Annotated in this window: 16 protein-coding genes and 1 pseudogene; 12 read left to right on the top strand and 5 right to left on the bottom strand. The window is 52.2% G+C overall.

Features of this window, described 5'->3' with window-relative positions:
• The 12 genes and pseudogenes from ACTF5Z_RS01905 to ACTF5Z_RS01850 form a co-directional block, all read left to right on the top strand.
• Nucleotides 1–294: pseudogene (locus ACTF5Z_RS01905) on the top strand (hypothetical protein); the annotation flags it as partial.
• Nucleotides 294–2,345: a PEGA domain-containing protein gene (locus ACTF5Z_RS01900; RefSeq protein ID WP_438984291.1), complete on the top strand. Its 2,052-nt coding sequence runs from the start codon at nucleotides 294–296 to the stop codon at nucleotides 2,343–2,345. The pseudogene ACTF5Z_RS01905 and the gene ACTF5Z_RS01900, both read left to right, overlap by 1 nt.
• On the top strand, nucleotides 2,335–2,619 hold the full coding sequence (locus ACTF5Z_RS01895) for a hypothetical protein (RefSeq protein ID WP_438984290.1): 285 nt from the start codon (nucleotides 2,335–2,337) through the stop codon (nucleotides 2,617–2,619). Before ACTF5Z_RS01900 ends, ACTF5Z_RS01895 begins: the two co-directional genes overlap by 11 nt.
• Before the next feature lie 8 nt (nucleotides 2,620–2,627).
• Nucleotides 2,628–3,425: a MotA/TolQ/ExbB proton channel family protein gene (locus tag ACTF5Z_RS01890; RefSeq protein ID WP_423849034.1), complete on the top strand. Its 798-nt coding sequence runs from the start codon at nucleotides 2,628–2,630 to the stop codon at nucleotides 3,423–3,425.
• A gap of 2 nt (nucleotides 3,426–3,427) precedes the next feature.
• Nucleotides 3,428–4,651: a hypothetical protein gene (locus ACTF5Z_RS01885; RefSeq protein WP_438984289.1), complete on the top strand. Its 1,224-nt coding sequence runs from the start codon at nucleotides 3,428–3,430 to the stop codon at nucleotides 4,649–4,651.
• A 3-nt stretch (nucleotides 4,652–4,654) separates the two neighbouring features.
• Complete coding sequence (locus ACTF5Z_RS01880) at nucleotides 4,655–5,746, top strand: VWA domain-containing protein (protein ID WP_438984288.1); 1,092 nt, start codon at nucleotides 4,655–4,657, stop codon at nucleotides 5,744–5,746.
• Complete coding sequence (locus ACTF5Z_RS01875) at nucleotides 5,746–6,744, top strand: VWA domain-containing protein (protein WP_438984287.1); 999 nt, start codon at nucleotides 5,746–5,748, stop codon at nucleotides 6,742–6,744. Before ACTF5Z_RS01880 ends, ACTF5Z_RS01875 begins: the two co-directional genes overlap by 1 nt.
• On the top strand, nucleotides 6,719–7,393 hold the full coding sequence (locus tag ACTF5Z_RS01870) for a hypothetical protein (RefSeq protein WP_438984286.1): 675 nt from the start codon (nucleotides 6,719–6,721) through the stop codon (nucleotides 7,391–7,393). Before ACTF5Z_RS01875 ends, ACTF5Z_RS01870 begins: the two co-directional genes overlap by 26 nt.
• The gene (locus ACTF5Z_RS01865) at nucleotides 7,390–8,061 is read left to right on the top strand and encodes a hypothetical protein (RefSeq protein ID WP_438984285.1); all 672 of its coding nucleotides are present in this window, start codon (nucleotides 7,390–7,392) and stop codon (nucleotides 8,059–8,061) included. Before ACTF5Z_RS01870 ends, ACTF5Z_RS01865 begins: the two co-directional genes overlap by 4 nt.
• A gap of 4 nt (nucleotides 8,062–8,065) precedes the next feature.
• Complete coding sequence (locus ACTF5Z_RS01860; protein WP_438984284.1) at nucleotides 8,066–9,487, top strand: M48 family metalloprotease; 1,422 nt, start codon at nucleotides 8,066–8,068, stop codon at nucleotides 9,485–9,487.
• A gap of 36 nt (nucleotides 9,488–9,523) precedes the next feature.
• Entirely contained in the window at nucleotides 9,524–10,990 is a 1,467-nt protein-coding gene (locus tag ACTF5Z_RS01855) for an amidohydrolase family protein (RefSeq protein WP_438984283.1), read from the top strand.
• A gap of 13 nt (nucleotides 10,991–11,003) precedes the next feature.
• A complete protein-coding gene (locus ACTF5Z_RS01850) occupies nucleotides 11,004–12,707 on the top strand; it encodes an amidohydrolase (protein WP_438984282.1) in 1,704 nt (567 codons plus the stop codon).
• Here the strand turns inward: ACTF5Z_RS01850 and ACTF5Z_RS01845 are convergent.
• From ACTF5Z_RS01845 to ACTF5Z_RS01825, 5 genes are all read right to left on the bottom strand, one after another.
• On the bottom strand, nucleotides 12,704–13,063 hold the full coding sequence (locus tag ACTF5Z_RS01845; protein WP_438984281.1) for a DUF2288 domain-containing protein: 360 nt from the start codon (nucleotides 13,061–13,063) through the stop codon (nucleotides 12,704–12,706). The genes ACTF5Z_RS01850 and ACTF5Z_RS01845 overlap by 4 nt on opposite strands.
• 5 nt (nucleotides 13,064–13,068) lie before the next feature.
• Nucleotides 13,069–13,719 (bottom strand): MBL fold metallo-hydrolase, encoded by a 651-nt coding sequence (locus ACTF5Z_RS01840; protein ID WP_423849024.1) that lies wholly within the window; start codon nucleotides 13,717–13,719, stop codon nucleotides 13,069–13,071.
• Nucleotides 13,720–13,742: 23 nt separating this feature from the next.
• A complete protein-coding gene (locus ACTF5Z_RS01835) occupies nucleotides 13,743–15,029 on the bottom strand; it encodes a dicarboxylate/amino acid:cation symporter (RefSeq protein ID WP_438984280.1) in 1,287 nt (428 codons plus the stop codon).
• 66 nt (nucleotides 15,030–15,095) lie between these two features.
• Nucleotides 15,096–15,779 (bottom strand): TIGR00730 family Rossman fold protein, encoded by a 684-nt coding sequence (locus ACTF5Z_RS01830; RefSeq protein WP_438984279.1) that lies wholly within the window; start codon nucleotides 15,777–15,779, stop codon nucleotides 15,096–15,098.
• A 34-nt stretch (nucleotides 15,780–15,813) separates the two neighbouring features.
• Nucleotides 15,814–17,097, bottom strand: a complete 1,284-nt coding sequence (locus ACTF5Z_RS01825) for a putative bifunctional diguanylate cyclase/phosphodiesterase (protein ID WP_438984278.1) — start codon at nucleotides 17,095–17,097, stop codon at nucleotides 15,814–15,816.
• Nucleotides 17,098–17,099 lie beyond the last annotated feature (2 nt).

Raw genomic sequence — 17,099 nt, 5'->3', positions numbered from 1 at the left:
AATATCGCACCAGCGGGCCCGGCGTTAACACTGCAGATTCAAACGCTAGAAAATCTAATTGAACAGGCCAATCGTATTATCAATGTCACGATAGAGTCGGATGGCTTAACGGAGCTAGTGTTAATACGTCACAGTAACATTGGGACCACCCAGCGACACCAGGCGCGGCTTCGCCCGGGTAAGTATACCGTTCGCGGCACACGAGTAGGCTACCGCGACATACTCGTTAATTTTGAAGTCAAACCCGACGACTCTAACCTTCGTGTGTTTGCTGCCTGTCGCGAGCCAATCTAATGACGCAATCCAAACGCAATTTAACACCTACCGAATTCCAACCTGTTACGCAAAATACCAAGGGGACAAGCGGATCGATTGGGCTCTCGCCAGCGAAGGTTGGGTTGACCCTACTGGCTCTAGGGTTATTTGCAGCTTTAGCGTTTGTGCTCACCGCCAAAAGTTTGACGGTTATCGTCAATCAAACCCAAGAAGCCAAGGTCGACGTTAAGGGCGGGCTCTCGGTAAACTTTGGCGGCCGGTTCTTGTTGTTGCCTGGCGAATACACCATTTTAGTCGCAGCAGCAGGATTTCAGACCGCAGAAATTGCCTACACGGCAACACGAGACGACAGCCAACAGCTTCAGGTCGAGCTAAAAGCACTCCCTGGTAGAATCACCCTTAACCTGAGCCCGACCAACGCGACAGTGCAGCTCAATGGCGAGCCAATCACCGAAACAACGCTGGAGCTCGAACCGGCCACCTATGAGGCACTCGTTCAAGCTGACCGCTATCAAGATAAAAACGTGAGCATTGAGGTCGAGGGCAAAGGCATAACCCAAGAGTTCGCCATCTCTTTAGATCCCAATTGGGCTGCCATTACCATTCACTCAGAACCGGCGAACGCCGAGGTTTACCTGAACAATATCCGCCTTGGTACCACACCTCTTACGGCTGATATTCTTGCGGGCCAACATGAGCTGCGTTTGGAGAAACAAAGTTATCAACCAACAACACAAACGCTAGAAGTTTATGCTGGCGCCGACAAGAGTTTACCAAAGATCGTACTCGATGAAGCCAACGGTCAATTCAAAATCGAATCAGACCCAATCGGTGCTACCGTCATGCTCGATGGTCGCTACAAAGGCCTTACACCGGTTTCGTTAACACTTGAACCGGGGCAAGAGCACAAAATCGCATTGACAAAACCGGGCTTTCAGGCAACGGAAGTCATACGCAAACTTGCGGCCGGTGGCTCTGCTAAAGAAATGTTTAACCTGAAACCCATGCTTGGCCGAGTTACTTTTGCCATTAGCCCTGCAGATGCCTCAATTACGGCTAACGGTCGCAAAATAGGACAGGGATCGACCACCCTTGATCTTCCACAAGTCGAGCAGACGGTCGTTATCAGCAAGCCGGGATATGAGCCTTTTTCCACGGTCATCACGCCTCGGAATGGGATCGCACAAACGGTTACGGCAACATTGATGACTGAAGCGGCGGCCCGCAAAGCGCGACTTCAACCTATCGCCAAAGACCCCACAGGCGCAGAGATGGTTTTAATTGACCCTGCCGGCAAGGGGGCCTTTACTATGGGCAGCTCAAGACGAGACTCAGGCCGACGTGCCAACGAAACAGAGCGAAGTGTGCAGCTAACGCGCGCGTTTTACATGGCCAAGCAGGAAACCACCAATGCGCAATTTCGATTGTTTGAAGCGTCCCACGATTCCGGAGTCACGGCGGGCAACTCCCTAAACCGGCAAACCCAACCGGCTGTTAAGGTCAGCTGGCAACAAGCGGCGCAATTTTGCAACTGGCTCAGCCGTCGAGAAGGTCTACCCCTGTTTTACAAAGAGCAAAACGGGATTATTGTTGGCTTTAATCCACAAGCGTCAGGTTACCGACTCCCCAGTGAAGCCGAGTGGGAATTTGTGACCCGCGTGACCGAAGCCGGTGAACGTCGATTCCTTTGGGGCGAGACCTTCCCTCCCGCCAATAACACGGAAAACTTCGCGGATGCCAGCAGCGCCCACGTCACCGGACGCATTGTCGCTAATTATCAAGACGGCTACGTGGCTACCGCTCCCGTGGCTAGCTTCAATCCAGGCCCTTACGGCTTGTTCGACTTAGCGGGCAACGTGGCAGAGTGGGCACACGACGTGTATGAAATTCGTACGCCATCTGAACAAACAGAGACCAACCCACTGGGTAAACAGGTAGGCGACAACTACGTAATAAAAGGCGCAAGCTGGTCACTTTCTAAGCTGACCGAGCTGCGGTTAAGCTACCGCGATTACGGCGCGCGAGGTCGCGACGATGTGGGGTTCAGGGTGGCGCGTTATGCCGAATAAAACCTATAGTTTGCTTGCCTGCGGTTTAGCGGCGACTGTTCTGGGCATAACAACGGCGCTTGCTCAGACGGACGCTCCGCAGACAACAGACTCGGCGTCGACTCAGACTGAGGCGCCCGCAGCCAGCGATGTAACGACAAATCCCAGACCATCGCAAGCAGAAGCCGCACCCAAACAGGCTCAGCCTTCGCCTAGCACAAAAACCGTACTAGACTACGAAGCTTCCGAACAGATTTCAGAAGACTTTTCCGTCTCGTTCCCAATAGACATATAGGACACCTCATGCATTGGTTTACTCGCAATGAATTTTTGTTCCAGTTGGCCTCTCTTTTGATAGCCGTCATTCTCGTGCACGGGGTCTACGTGGGTTTGGTCAGGCCTAATGCCGATGCCCACTTAGCGGCACAAGCCGCACTGCAGGCCGCCAGCGGCGACTTCACACCCACACGCAGTCTGTATGTCGTCATCCGAGATTATGAGCAGGAAGCGTGCTTTATTTTGTTGTTGTGGGCCCTAGCGATCATGGGGTTCAAACTGAAACGTAATCTTGCGGAGCGCGCTCTGACCCAGAAAGGTTTGATTGCGATCCCAGAAGGCACCAGTGTATTGCCCAGTGACGCTCGCGCCTACAGCCGCCCCTTGGAGGCCCTACCCGAAGAGCAACAAGATTATTTGGTCGCCAGGACCTTAGCCGCGGCGTTACAACGCTACGCAACAACCGCCAGCATTCCCGCTGTTGCAGACACCGTGCGCGAGCAATGTGAAACGGAGGCGGACCGCTTAGACTCAGAGTTATCGATGGTTCGTTACATTGCTTGGGCGATTCCCTCAATCGGCTTTATTGGCACTGTGCGCGGCATCGGTGATGCTTTGGGACAAGCTTACAAAGCCGTCGAAGGTGACATCTCTGGCGTAACAGTGAGTCTTGGTGTGGCATTTAACAGTACCTTTGTCGCCCTCGTATTGAGCATTGTTATTATGTTCTGTTTGCATCAGTTACAGCACTCGCAAGAACGTTTGGTACTCGAGTGTCAGCGTTACACCGATAAAAACCTGCTTCGATTTCTGGTAACACCCTAGCTATGACTTTACACCTACTCGACATCAACGATTGCAAACTAGGCTTTGGCACGAGCCAACAGCAAGACTTTCACCCGGGAATTGCCTACTGGGACGGCAACAACTACATCTTTGGCGAGCCCGCGAGGCCAAAACTCAAGCGCTGCCCGACCGATATGCTACACCGCTACTGGATGCAACCCGCGCTAGAACCTTTGACACCACCCTTGGGGCACGCACGCCACAACGCCGACTTGGTTCACGCGCAAATCGACCAGATTACTCAAGGCCATGTCGCCGAGACTTTGATTGCTGTACCGGGTCACTACAGCGACGAACAACTCAGTTTGATATTGGGCATTTTGCAAGCGACGAAACTCGAACCTGTGCGCCTGATTCACCGAAGCATTGGCATTAGCTACTCCCAAGCAAAAGCGCCAAGAGTTTTACACCTCGAACTCCAACTACACCAATTGGCAGCTACTGAGCTGCATATCGTTGACCGCGAACTGACGGTAAAACGCACAACGACAGTCGCTGGACAGGGTTTATTTGCGTTGCGCGACCGTTTGCTACAGGTCATTAATTCCGTGTTTATCGATCAAGCTCGATTTGACGCATTACGCTCGGGCAAAGACGAGCAAGACCTCGCAGATCAAATCGACAAATTGCTAGCGGCAAACCCTACTTTCGAGGCCGAGTATTATTTTCACTGCCAGGGGCATACCGTCGCTTTAGATCACGAACAGCTTCGCCCTGCCTACCAGCCGATTATTGACGCCATTACTCGTTTTGGCCCCGCCCAGGCGCAATGCCTCATTGAAGACCACAACTTTAAGGTGAGTCACTTTTGCCCAACCGCTTGGACAACCGAAACGGTGGATTCACGTACTTTATTTGACCAGCTTACGGCGTGGGTTGAACTCACGCCAAACAACGATGCATTTACCCTAATCGACACACTGCCCTGTGAGCCTCAAGAAGAACAAGCTCAGGTTACACCTTCAGGTAGCGTTCAGACCCTGCCTTTTGGCTTATCGAACTATAAAGCCATACCTCTAAAACAGTGGCTAAAACATCAAGCCCCCAGCGCCTCCTTGGATGGATGGGCCCTGACACTCAGCAGCAATGCACCTGAGTTAATTACGGTCAACGGCCGCTTAGTGAGCCGCCAACAAAAACTCACACCGGGTGACACCATCAATATTAACGGGTCGGTCATGACGCTGATCGAGATCGGCGGGTAGGCAATGGCCAGGGCACGGCGCCGCTTTACCACCTTTAACCTAAGCTTCTTAGATATTATGTCGTGCGGCTTTGGCGCAGTTGTCCTGGTGTTTTTAATTATTGATCATGCCATCGAGCGAGAGGCAGATGCGATTAATGCGGATCTGCTATCCGAAGTTAGCCTGTTAGAGGAAGATATCCGCGAAGGGCAAGCGGGCCTGGTCAAACTCAAAAATACGCTCGACACGGTGAGCTTAGACGTGGTTACCGCCGAGGGTCGCGCTGATCGAATTCGCAAGGAAATAGATGAAATCAACGCTCTGTTAGCAGCCCTTGATGAGGATGGCGCCAGCAAGGAGTCAATCATCGATACCCTCAAAGGCGAGTTGAGCCAACTAGAATCAGAGGTTGAACGACTGCGTGCCACGGCAGAGAAGAACGCGGGCAAAAGTGCTCGTGACTACGTTGGCGATGGAAATCGCCAGTATTTAACGGGTATGAATTTGGGTGGACGACGAATTCTGATTCTGCTCGATGCTTCTGCCAGCATGCTAGACCATCGCATCGTCAACATTATCCGCTTACGCAACATGTCAGAACAAGTGCAAGCGCAAGCGCCCAAATGGCGTCGCGCAACCAATACAGTGCGCTGGCTGACCGCTCAGTTACCACCATCCTCTCAATACCAAGTGGTGTACTTTAATACCGAGGCAAAGGCCGCCCTCCCTGAAACCGAGGGCCAATGGCTTGATGTCTCAAACCGCAGTCAATTGGAAGCGGTCGGTGACGCGGTGACAAAACTCTTACCCAGCGGGGGCAGTAGCTTACACGCCGCCTTTGACGCCATGGATAAACTACCCCTGCGCCCTGATAATATTTTTATTATTACCGACGGCCTGCCCACGCAAGGCGACAAAAAACCCAAGGCGACCACCATCTCTGGAGCCGACCGAGAAAAACTGTTTCGCGAGGCCGTCAAGAAGCTACCCAAGGGTGTGCCCATAAACACCATTTTGGCACCCATGGAGGGTGACCCAATGGCCGCAGCTTACTACTGGCAGTTGGCCTTAGGCACTCAGGGGTCTTTTATCAGCCCATCAAAGGATTGGCCGTAATGAGACGACAACGCCGCGAGGCAGAGGGATTTTCTTTATCGTTTTTGGATGTGATCTGCTGCGGTTTTGGCGCTGTGATTTTGTTGCTGATGATCACCAAAACCGTACAGCCCCAAATTCTTGAGCAAAGCACAGTCAATCTAGAAGGACGTATTGCCGCCCTACAAAAACAGCTGTTTGAATTGCGTGGTGAAACCGCAATATTCAATCGTGATTTAAACGCCAAGCAAGAACAATTGTCAGAGTATAAAGAACGCATCGCTCGCTTATCCGGTCAACTCGCTGCCTTGCGCAGTCGATTCGAGGAAGAGCAGGTTGCTAGTACAGGCGACAGCATCATCGTTGAGCAACTCGCCGAAGCCAAACAACGCCTCACCGAGGAGATGCAGCGCCTGTTGGGTTTACAGTATCAAGCCAAGAATAATTTAATTGCTGGCATACCGGTCGACAGCGAATATATCATTTTTGTGATCGATACCTCGGGCTCGATGTTCTCTTACGCTTGGCCGAGGATGCTGCAAGAAATGGAGGCTACGTTAAGCATCTACCCCGAAGTAAAGGGCATTCAAGTCATGAATGACATGGGCAACTACTTATTTTCTCGATACCGAGGCGAATGGATTCCCGATACCCCAGGGCGGCGGAAAATCATCCTAGATAACCTGCGTACTTGGAATCCATTTAGTAACTCAAGTCCGGTAGAGGGGATAACACAAGCTATTCGGGGCTTTTATGATCCACAAAAAAAGATTAGCGTATACGTATTAGGTGATGAGTTTTCTGGGGACTCAATCGCCTCGGTAGTTGATACCGTAGACACGATCAATGCCGAGGCAGCGGATGGCTCGCGTAAGGTTCGCATTCACGCCATCGGCTTCCCTGTACAATTCTCGCCAGATGCATACACTAACGTAACGGGTATACGGTTTGCCACGCTCATGCGTGAACTGACCTACCGAAACGGAGGCACATTTGTTGGGCTCAACGACTATCGATAAGCAGGATTCACAGCTCAGAGCAACAGCTCTAGCGTTATGCTTATTGTTTCTGTCGGCCTGCGGTGCCAACCAAGTCATTGTCGAGAGCCAGTTCCCACAACCCGCGCTTGATCCTATCCCGATGACAGTAGGGGTTTACTTCAGCGAAGACTTCAAAACGCACACCTTTGTTGATGAACCCGAGGCGGAGACCGAGCGAGGCTGGGTGGTCGAGACCGGCGCTGCACAAATGAGTCTGTGGCAAACCATTCTAAACGCCATGTTCGAAAAGGTCGTTTACTTGGAAGAGGCACCATCGACAGAGACACCCAATACCAAGGTCCAATCCGTATTAATACCCACCATCAGCGACTTGCAATATGCAATCCCAGCACACACCAATACTAAAGTGTTCGAGCTGTGGCTGAAGTATGACATCGCCTTGACCGATCATACGGGCGACTCACTTGCCGAATGGTCGATGACAGCTTACGGCAAGACCCCCGAAGCTTTTATGCAAAGCAATCAAGAGGCCGTCGGTGCAGCAGCCACTGTTGCGCTGCGCGATGCCGGCGCCAATTTTGCGGTGAATTTCCCCAAAGTACCCGCCGTGAGCGAATGGTTGCAGCGAGCTAGAGATGGCATATCTTCACGGGAGGCTACGCCATGAACACCTCCAAAATAACTCAAGTCATCTGTCTGACGGCGCTGACATTGTTAGTGCAAGGTTGCGTCACGGCCAAAGTCGATGAAATGACCTATAACCCGCCAGAGGCGGGGGTTGGTGCATCATCGGTTGTGCTGCTAGGCCGTCGCCATGCCAGCAACTACGACACCGAGCGCGACTTTGTACAATGTGTCAGGAGCCATATTCAAGGTAAAGACGACACCATTGAAATTATTGAGGAATCACAATTTTTGGACGCGCTCTACCCCTGGTTTGAGCCCAGAACGGCACCCATGCACCCCGGTGCTATTCGCGAGTTACTCTCCCAACCCGCCGTCGCCAGCAAAATCCAAGCGCTGGACACGCAGTACATGATCTGGATTGACGGCAACACCGAACGCACCGGCGCCTCTGGCTCTATGACCTGCGGGGTGGGTCCCACCGGTGCAGGCTGTTTTGGCTTCGGTACTTGGAGCGACGAATCGAACTACGAAGCGGTAATCTGGGATTTTAGCAATCAGGCGGAGGTAGGACGCATCAACACCAGCACTAGCGGTCAGTCTTATATGCCCGCTGTCGTAGTACCCATCCCTATCATCGCCCCAGTGCAAGGCACAGCCTGCGACGGCATTGGCGAACAATTACTGCAATTTTTATCGGCTAAGTACTAAAACCATGCCTTATTTTGTTGCTTTACTGACGTTAACTGCGGCACTGATCATAACGGGCTGTTCAAGCAACCCAGCCACAGGTGGCAGTAGCGTCGTATTTACCAGCGCCAGCAAAGAAAAAGAAATTGGCCAAACAATGTACGAGCAGTTAAAAGAGCAAGGCGGATTTTACGAGGATCCCGAACTTCAGGCGTATATCAATCGAGTTGGGCAAAAACTGGTCGCTGTGAGTGACATGCCAGACCTAGATTTTACCTTTACGGTCATCGACAACCCAGCAATCAACGCGTATGCCACGCCAGGAGGCTATGTATACGTCAACCGCGGATTGCTCGCCTATCTCGACACCGAAGACGAACTAGCAGGCGTTATGGCGCACGAGATTGGTCACGTTACCGCTCGCCATTCAGCCCGCCAAAAAACCGCACAAACCACCAGTAAAGTTCTGGCCGTCACGACCTACATCTTGACCGGGAGCGGCGACCTCGCTGGCGCTGCTGATACCTATGGCGCTCAACTTATCTCGGGCTACGGCCGTGAAATGGAACTTGAAGCCGACAGTTTAGGGGCAAGATATATGCACAAAGCGGGCTACGATACCGATGCCCTGCTCGCTGTTATTGGCGTCCTCAAAGACCAAGAGCGCTACCAGAGAGCCAAAGCCGCTGGCAAGGCAACAGGGTCTTACCATGGACTTTATTCCACCCATCCACGCAACGATAAACGCTTGCAGCAGGTCATCCGCACCGCGAGCCAGCTCGATGATGTCCAAAACCGCTCGCTCGAACCACCAGAACCTTTGCGCAAACATTTGCAGGGCCTTGTGTGGGGCGAGAGCATTCAGAGTAAGCGCGAGGACAACCGTTTTTACCACAACAAACTGGGCTTTACCTTCGCACACCCAGAAGGCTGGAACGTAAGCACCAATGCCGATAAGATTATCGCCAGCGACGCCTCTAAATCCATGACCTTGACGCTCACGCTTTCGCGCGAACCTAAAGATCAGGCGCCGCAGGCATTTTTAGAATCGCAGGTTAGCGGCGCGCTGTCTGCCAGCAAAGCCTTGGAACAGGCTGGCTTACAGGGCTACACCAGTATCGTGAGCGCCCAAGGCATCAGCAAACGCGTCGCGGTCATTTATTATAACGGCCTGGCGTATCGCTTCGAGGGTGAGGCCGAAGATTTTAATAGTGGTGACGCCTTGATTTTGCCGATGATCGAGAGCTTTCGACCGATCCATCCCACCGAGAAAGCAGTGGGAGATGGTCAATTCATCGAGTTTACCCAGTTCCCCCGCGGAGCTACGTTGGCATCTCTTGCCGAGCAAATAGATATTCCTGATGCGGAAAATCAGTTGCGTCTAATCAATGGACTTTACCCCAGTGGTGAACCTCGAGTGGGTGATTGGATTAAAATTATTCGTTAAGCCTCGCACGTTAATAACTAAAATAACGAGATTACAATGCACCGTATTCGTACCCATTTACTATTACCCTTGCTGTTGGCGACACTTCCAGCACAAGCCTTAGACCTCGCCATTATTGGCGGCCGCGTGATCGACCCCGAAACACACACCGATAAGGTGCTGAATGTGGGTGTTCAAGATGGCCGCATTGTCGCTCTGACAACTGATTCGCTTGAGGCTGACCGAGTGATCAATGCACAAGGTCGCGTTGTAGCCCCCGGGTTTATCGATATCCACTCCCACACACCGACCCCTTTTGGTATTCGATTGAACATTTTGGATGGCATTACCACTGCGCTTGACACCGAAGCAGGCGCCTACCCCGTCTACGAATACGGCGACGCAATTAAAGATAATGCGCTTGTGAATTTTGGTGCCTCAGTTGGGCATTTCGCAGCAAGAATTCAAGTCATCGAAGGAAAATATCAACCTTATTTCTTTCACAAAGACACCTTCGCCGGCATGAGCTCTGCAGCTTTTGAGCAACCCGCTACGGACGAAGAAATCGAGGAAATCCGCCAGCATTTAAACCAAGGGATTGCGCAAGGGGGTTTGGGGATTGGCCTGCTACTCGACTACATGCGCGATGCCGTTACCGATAAAGAGCTGCGCATGATTTTTGAAGTCGCGGCCGATCACGACGTACCGGTATTCACGCATGTGCGGCGCAACCTCCCGGGTGATCCCAGCGGTTTAATCGAGATTTTAGGGCTAGCCAAGTCGACTGGCGCTGCGGTATTTATTTGCCACATTACGCACAATGCCATGGGTTCGGTAGGCGACTGGCTCGACACCATTGACCAAGCCCGCGCAGATGGCGTTCGCGTGACCACCGAGACATTAAGTTATCTAGCCGGCGGCACTTCGATTTCTGCCGACGTCTTTCGTAAACGCGACTGGCAAGCCATCTTTGATATCACCTACGAAGACGTCCAGTGGGTCGCAACCGGTGAATGGCTGACCGAAGAAACCTGGAATTACTATGCCAAGCATGAGGGCTCGGGCGCCGTGAATCATCATTACGTAAAAGAACCTTGGCTGCACACGGCGCTTCGCTGGCCCGATATGATGATTTCAACCGATGCCTTACCCGCTTTCACGCATGAGCAATTCAGCAACCCTAATATTGCGGGCACTTTCTCGCTGGTTTTGGGTCGCTACGTACGTGAGCAAGGTATTCTTACCTTGTCAGATGCGCTCTCGCGTATGAGTCTGAAGCAAGCGCAATGGCTCGAGCCATTTGCGCCGGCCTTCAAACGCAAAGGTCGCATCCAGCTAGGGATGGATGCCGACATCGTAATATTCGATGCAGATACCGTAGCGGCCACAGCGGATTACGGCAAACCCTATGACGCACCCACTGGCATTCACTGGGTCATTGTGAACGGCCAAGTGGCGGTCGTTGATGGAACCATCCAAACGTCTATAGCGGCCGGTAAGCGGCTGACGACTCTCGCAGATTAAGAGACGCCATCGCATGAAAACCTTATTGACCGCGACCTTTGCTCTACTTTTTTCTTTGGCGAGCTACGCCTCTGAGATCACAATTTATACCGCCCAATCCATCATAACCATGGAGCCATCGCAGCCGCGCGCCACGGCTGTGGCGGTCCAGAACGGTCTGATTGTTGGAGTTGGCACCGAAGCCAGCCTAATGCCATGGGTCGACCGCTTTGGGGGTAAGATTGACCGACAATTAGAAGACATGACCGTGATGCCGGGCTTCATCGACCCTCACGTTCACCCCAGTCTGCCCGCGATTTTAACACAACTCCCCTTCTTGGCTCCTGATGACTGGAGCTTGCCCACTGGCGAATTCCCCGGCGCCCTGACACCCGAGGATTACAAAAGCAAACTGATCGCGCTAGAAGCCAACCACGCTGACAGATCCAAACCCTTTGGCTCCTGGGGCTACCACGAGCTTTGGCACGGTCATGTCCGCCGCGCGGAACTCGATGCTTGGTTTGGAGACCGCCCCGTGTTTATCTGGCAACGATCTTTTCATGAAGTCATCTTTAATACCGCAGCACTTGACCACTTTGGTATTACCCAAGCCGATGCAGAAGCGGCACACGGCGAAGCCAATTGGGACGAGGGGCATTTTTGGGAAAACGGCCTGTTCGCAGTATTTCGCAACTTGGGCTATTTAATCGAGCCGCACAACTACATGCGCGGCACCCAAAACTTTCTGGACATGGCGCATCAAGGTGGTGTGACGACCGCGGTTGATATGGGTCTGGGAATTTCCAGCGACCCCGACATCGAACTGCAATTGCTGAGTGGCATGGTGCAGCAGGCCAAAGCGCCTCTGCGGTTAGTGATGACTCCCATAATTTCGAAGTTTATGCAGTCAGGAAAAACACCCGAACAAGCCCTAGAGCAGGTCAAACAATGGCAGCAAACTTACACCGGTCAAGTGTCGGTGCGAGATCATTTCAAGCTTATGGTGGATGGCGCCATTTTCTCGGCACTGGCGCAATTTAAAGCGCCGGGCTATTTAGACGGACACGAAGGCGTCTGGCTCGTGCCCGAAGCCGCACTTAAGGAATATGCCGAGGTATTTTGGCGCGCAGGCTTTCAGCTTCACGCCCATTCCAATGGCGACGCCGCGACCGAACGCACTTTGGATCTGGTAGAGTCACTGCTAACACACTTCCCGCGCCGAGATCACCGCTTTGCCATCGAGCATTTCGCGTATGCGACCTCGGACCAAGCTAAGCGAATAAAAGCCCTAGGCGTGATCGTATCAGCCAACCCCTACTACCATTACATTCTGTCTGACAGTTACGGCGAGCATGAAATCGGGCCATCACGCGCCGAGCAAATGGTGCGCTTGGGTACCTTAGAACGTTTGGGCGTGCCCTTTACCCTGCATTCGGATACACCCATGGCACCACTCAAACCGCTAACGCTCGCTTGGAATGCGAGCAATAGACAAACCATTAATGGCCATCTGACTGGGCAAAATGAACGCGTATCACTGGACGCCGCACTGCGGGCAATTACCATAGATGCCGCTTGGGCTGTGGGCATGGAGACAGAGATCGGCAGTATAGCGGTCGGCAAAAAAGCGGACTTCACGGTTTTGGCGCAAGATCCCTATGAAGTCGGTGCATCTGGCCTAAAAGATATTGAGATACGAGGCACTATATTCGAGGGTCGCTTCGCCCCCGTCCACTAAGCCAAGTTTTTGTGCTGCACCAAGATCCACGGTGCTGCGACCGTCACCCAAAGCGTTTGATCGTTTTCGTACCACACAAGCGCCTGCTCGTCGGTCGCGGGTGCGATGAAACCTTGCTCTATCCAAGCGGCAAACTGAGCGGAGTTATCCAAACCTAACTGCACCGCCACTGCAATCAAATCGAGCTCTGCGGACACAACAATCACACTGCCGCGAGCGTAATAGGTTTGCATCTCGCGCCAAGGCATTTTTGCCGTTTGCTTTAAAAACTCGGTTTGCAGCAGTTGCTCGCGCTCGGAGGTAGTCAGGCTCGCCAGATCGACATCCGGCACATCAAAAGAGGGCTTATCAGACACCGAACTTACCCGTAGCGCGAATCAGCAACGAAAGGGTTCGTCTGACGCTCTTGCCCAAACGTGGACGTTGGCCCGTGACCCGGTACAAAGGTAATGTCATCGCCCAGCGGAAATAACTTGTCTCGGATAGAGTGGATAAGATCATCGTGCTTGCTCATTGGGAAATCAGTGCGACCGATTGAGCCCTGAAAAATCACGTCGCCCACCCAAGCAATACGGTTTTCGTCACTCACAAAAACCACATGTCCTGGTGTATGCCCCGGACAGTGGATAACCTGCAGTTCGACCTCACCCACTTTTACCGTGTCACCGTCGTGTAGCCAGCGATCAGGCGTAAATGCATCGGCATGAGGAAAGCCCGCCATTTTGCAATATTCGGGCAGTTGATCAATCCAGAACTTGTCGGCGGCTTCTGGCCCCTCGATAGGTACTTCGAGTTTATCGCGCAGCTCAGCGGATACACCGCAATGATCCAAATGCCCATGGGTTAAGATAATTTTTTCGATCGTGGCACCCATTTGCTCGGCCGCTGACAAAATACGATCGATATCACCACCTGGGTCAACAACTGCGGCTTTACCGGTCGCTTGACACTGAATAATCGAGCAGTTTTGTTGGTAAGGGGTTACCGGCACCACCGAGACTTTAATCGACATAGTTACTAACCTTGTTGTTCATACTAAGCTTCACGAGCGTCTAGCGTGTCTGCAGATGCGTGGTAAATTTCCTGATCGAGCTGACCCTCAGATTTTGCCACAACCACACTCGCCACCGCATCACCCGTGACATTAATTACGGTTCGAATCATGTCCAACAAACGATCTACCCCAATAATTAGGGCAATACCCTCTACCGGCAAACCGGCCTGCTCAAGCACGAGTGCAAGAGTGATCAAACCCACGCCGGGTACGCCTGCTGTGCCAATCGAGGCCAAGATAGCAGTGACCACAACGCCAAAAAGGGCCGCCATCGACAAATCGATACCATACACTTGAGCAATGAATATAGTGGCCACGCCTTGCATGATGGCTGTGCCATCCATGTTTATCGTGGCTCCCAGCGGGACCGTAAAACCTGCAACCGAGTTATGCACACCCAAACGGTGCTCGACTGTGCGCAGTGTCACGGGGATGGTCGCACCCGACGATGAAGTACTGAACGCAAAAGCCCATACTGGGCGCATTTTCTGCAGCAACACAACGGGAGAAAGCCCCGCAAGTACACGCAGAAGCGTTGGGTAAACCACCAGACCATGAAATACAAGTATGGCGGCTAGAGTAAAGAAGTAACCCGCTAAATCCAGAATCGCGGAAGCCCCCATGCCGGCAAACAGCTTACTCAAGAGAGCAAAGACACCGTAGGGCGCCACTTCCATCAAGATCGACACCATGCGCATCACTACGGCTTCGGCATCGCGGAAAAAACCTGTTAACCGCCGACCTGGCTCACCGGCGTGTGACATGGCGTAACCGAATAACAGAGCAAATACGATAATCTGCAACATGTTCGCTTCGGCCATGGCTTTGACCGGGTTGGTTGGAAAAATATTCACAATCACATCGGTCAGTGGCGGCGCAGGTTTAGGCACAAACTCCGCACTCGTTTGCAAATTCATACCCTCGCCCGGCGCTACGATCGATGCGACCAGCAAAGCAATGGTCACCGCCAAGCCGGTGGTAAATAAGTAAAACGCGATGGTTTTACCGGCAATAGGCCCCATGCGCGCGCTGTCGCCTAAGGCACTAGCACCACAGATCAGGGAGACAAGGACTAAAGGGACAACCAAAAGCTTTAGAGAGGCGACAAAAATTCGTCCCAGAACATCAAATACGCCATCTACTAAATAGGTTTGTATTGCCGCACCAAAACTTGTCCCCAACGCATTGGTACTCAACAGTAAATTCAGCAGTGATCCCATGGCGATGCCCAAAACCATCGCCAGTAAAATTCTATTGGTTAAACTCATAGTCCATCCTTTTTTTGTGCCCCATTGCAACCCTTGCATCGCCAGATTGCAAGCCCTGGATCGGCTTTAGCTGTTGTCGCCTACTGCTTTGGATAAGCGAGGACAACAAAACAGCCGCGTAATGACATCGTCAAGGTCATCCGTCAGCGTAATCAAATCGAGATCCAAGGGACCGATATAGTGCTGACGTACCATCTGATCACGGACGAACTGTAATAGGGGGTCAAAGAATTCAGTGCCCACGAGGATAATCGGACGCTTATCCAGCTTACCCGTCTGCATCAGAGTTAATAACTCGAATAACTCATCGGTTGTACCAAACCCGCCCGGAAAAGCCACAAAGCCCAACGCATAGCGAATCAGTAGAAATTTTCGGGTAAAAAAATAGCGAAACTCCAAACCCATACTCAAGTAAGGTTTGGGGTGCTGCTCTTTGGGCAGCGTAATATTTAAACCCACACTCAAGCCACCCGCCTCAAGCGCACCGCGATTAGCGGCCTCCATCACACCGGGACCACCTCCGGTAATCACGCCAACACCCCGCTCTGCCAAAGTTTTGCCAAGTGCGTAAGCGCTAACATACTCCCATGACTGCACCGATGAGCGCGCCGAGCCAAATACCGTAACAGCAGGGCCAATTGACTGCAGTTCGCGGATACCGTGCTCTAATTCTGCCTCAATGCGATCGAGTCGCTGACGCTCGTCGTCACTGAAATGATGTTGGGGGTCGACAAAATCGATCGGGCTCATGGTGTATTGCGTCCAAAGGCCCGTTTGCGGCCTTCTATATCAGGGATTTTTTGCCATTATCGCGCATCCACGCTTCGAATGCATCGACCGGCAAAGGTCGAGAAAAATAATACCCCTGAATGTAATCGCAACCGAGCGCTTTCAGAAGATCGCAGGTGGCACGATCTTCAACGCCCTCGGCCACCACTGTAAGACCGAACTGATGAGCAATGTAAATCATGATCTTCACCAGCTCGAGGTCATGACCACCATCGATCAAATGATCGATAAATGACTTGTCAATTTTAAGCTCATCAGCGGGAATGTGCTTAAAGTAGGACAGCGAGGAGTAGCCTGTACCAAAGTCATCAATGGATAACGTCGTACCCAGTTCACGCAACTTTAGCAAATTATCAAAACCAGACTCTTTGTCCTCGATGAAGCCGCCTTCGGTAATCTCAAGTGCAAAACGATCTGAGCTAACGCCCCATATGGCTAGGGAGTCTTTAACTAAGCCATGCAAATCGGGGTTCGCGACCAAACTTGCTTGAACATTCACGGCGAGTTGAACATCCATGCTGGACTGCCACTCTTTTGCCTGGCGCATCGCGCGATGAATAACCCACTTTGCTAAGGCGTAACCGCGCCCCGAGGATTCCGCGAGGTTGACCGCATACTCTGGTGAAATAAAGGTACCATCGTCTAACTGCCAACGCAGTAACGCCTCGGCCGCATCGGGACGACCGGTATGCAGATTAATCTTGGGCTGGTAATACAACTGGAAAGCGTTGTTATGCAGACTTTCGTAAAATAAACGCTCTAACTCCACGTCTTGCTCAGAAGGCAACTCGGTGCCAAGCAAATCCTCAAGATTACGCTCTTTACCCTGTTTCGCCGCCGACAGCGAAACCTCGGCCGCAGCCAGCATGTCCATCACCGGCAAGACACAACCTTTGTTGACAACCACGCCCTGCTTAATAATGATCGGCATGATGCCGTCACCTAGCATGAGTGCCTCTTCGAGAATCGTCTGCACTCGGTTCATCGCCAGCGCAATAAACGCAGGGTTATTTAAACCCGGTAGAATATAGGCGAATTGACGACCACCTATCCGAAAGACCGTATCGGGCAGCTTTGTCACCCCCAGCAGAGCCTGCTTGGCTTCTCTTAACACCGCATCGCCACGGTCAAACCCGTAAGAGTGGTTAATACGAGCTAGATTGCTCAAATCAATCAGCAAAAGACCCACATTATCTTTGTTGCGATACCCCTCTTTTACCGCGAGGTCCAGTGCAGCGACAAATCGCTCTCGCTCGATCGGGGCAACGGAAGCAGACATAA

The organism is Aequoribacter sp., from assembly GCF_965659035.1.
In the GTDB taxonomy this organism is placed as follows: Bacteria; Pseudomonadota; Gammaproteobacteria; order Pseudomonadales; family Halieaceae; genus Aequoribacter.
The sequence above is the reverse complement of the archived record's forward strand: the minus strand, read 5'-3'. Positions and strand labels throughout refer to the sequence as shown.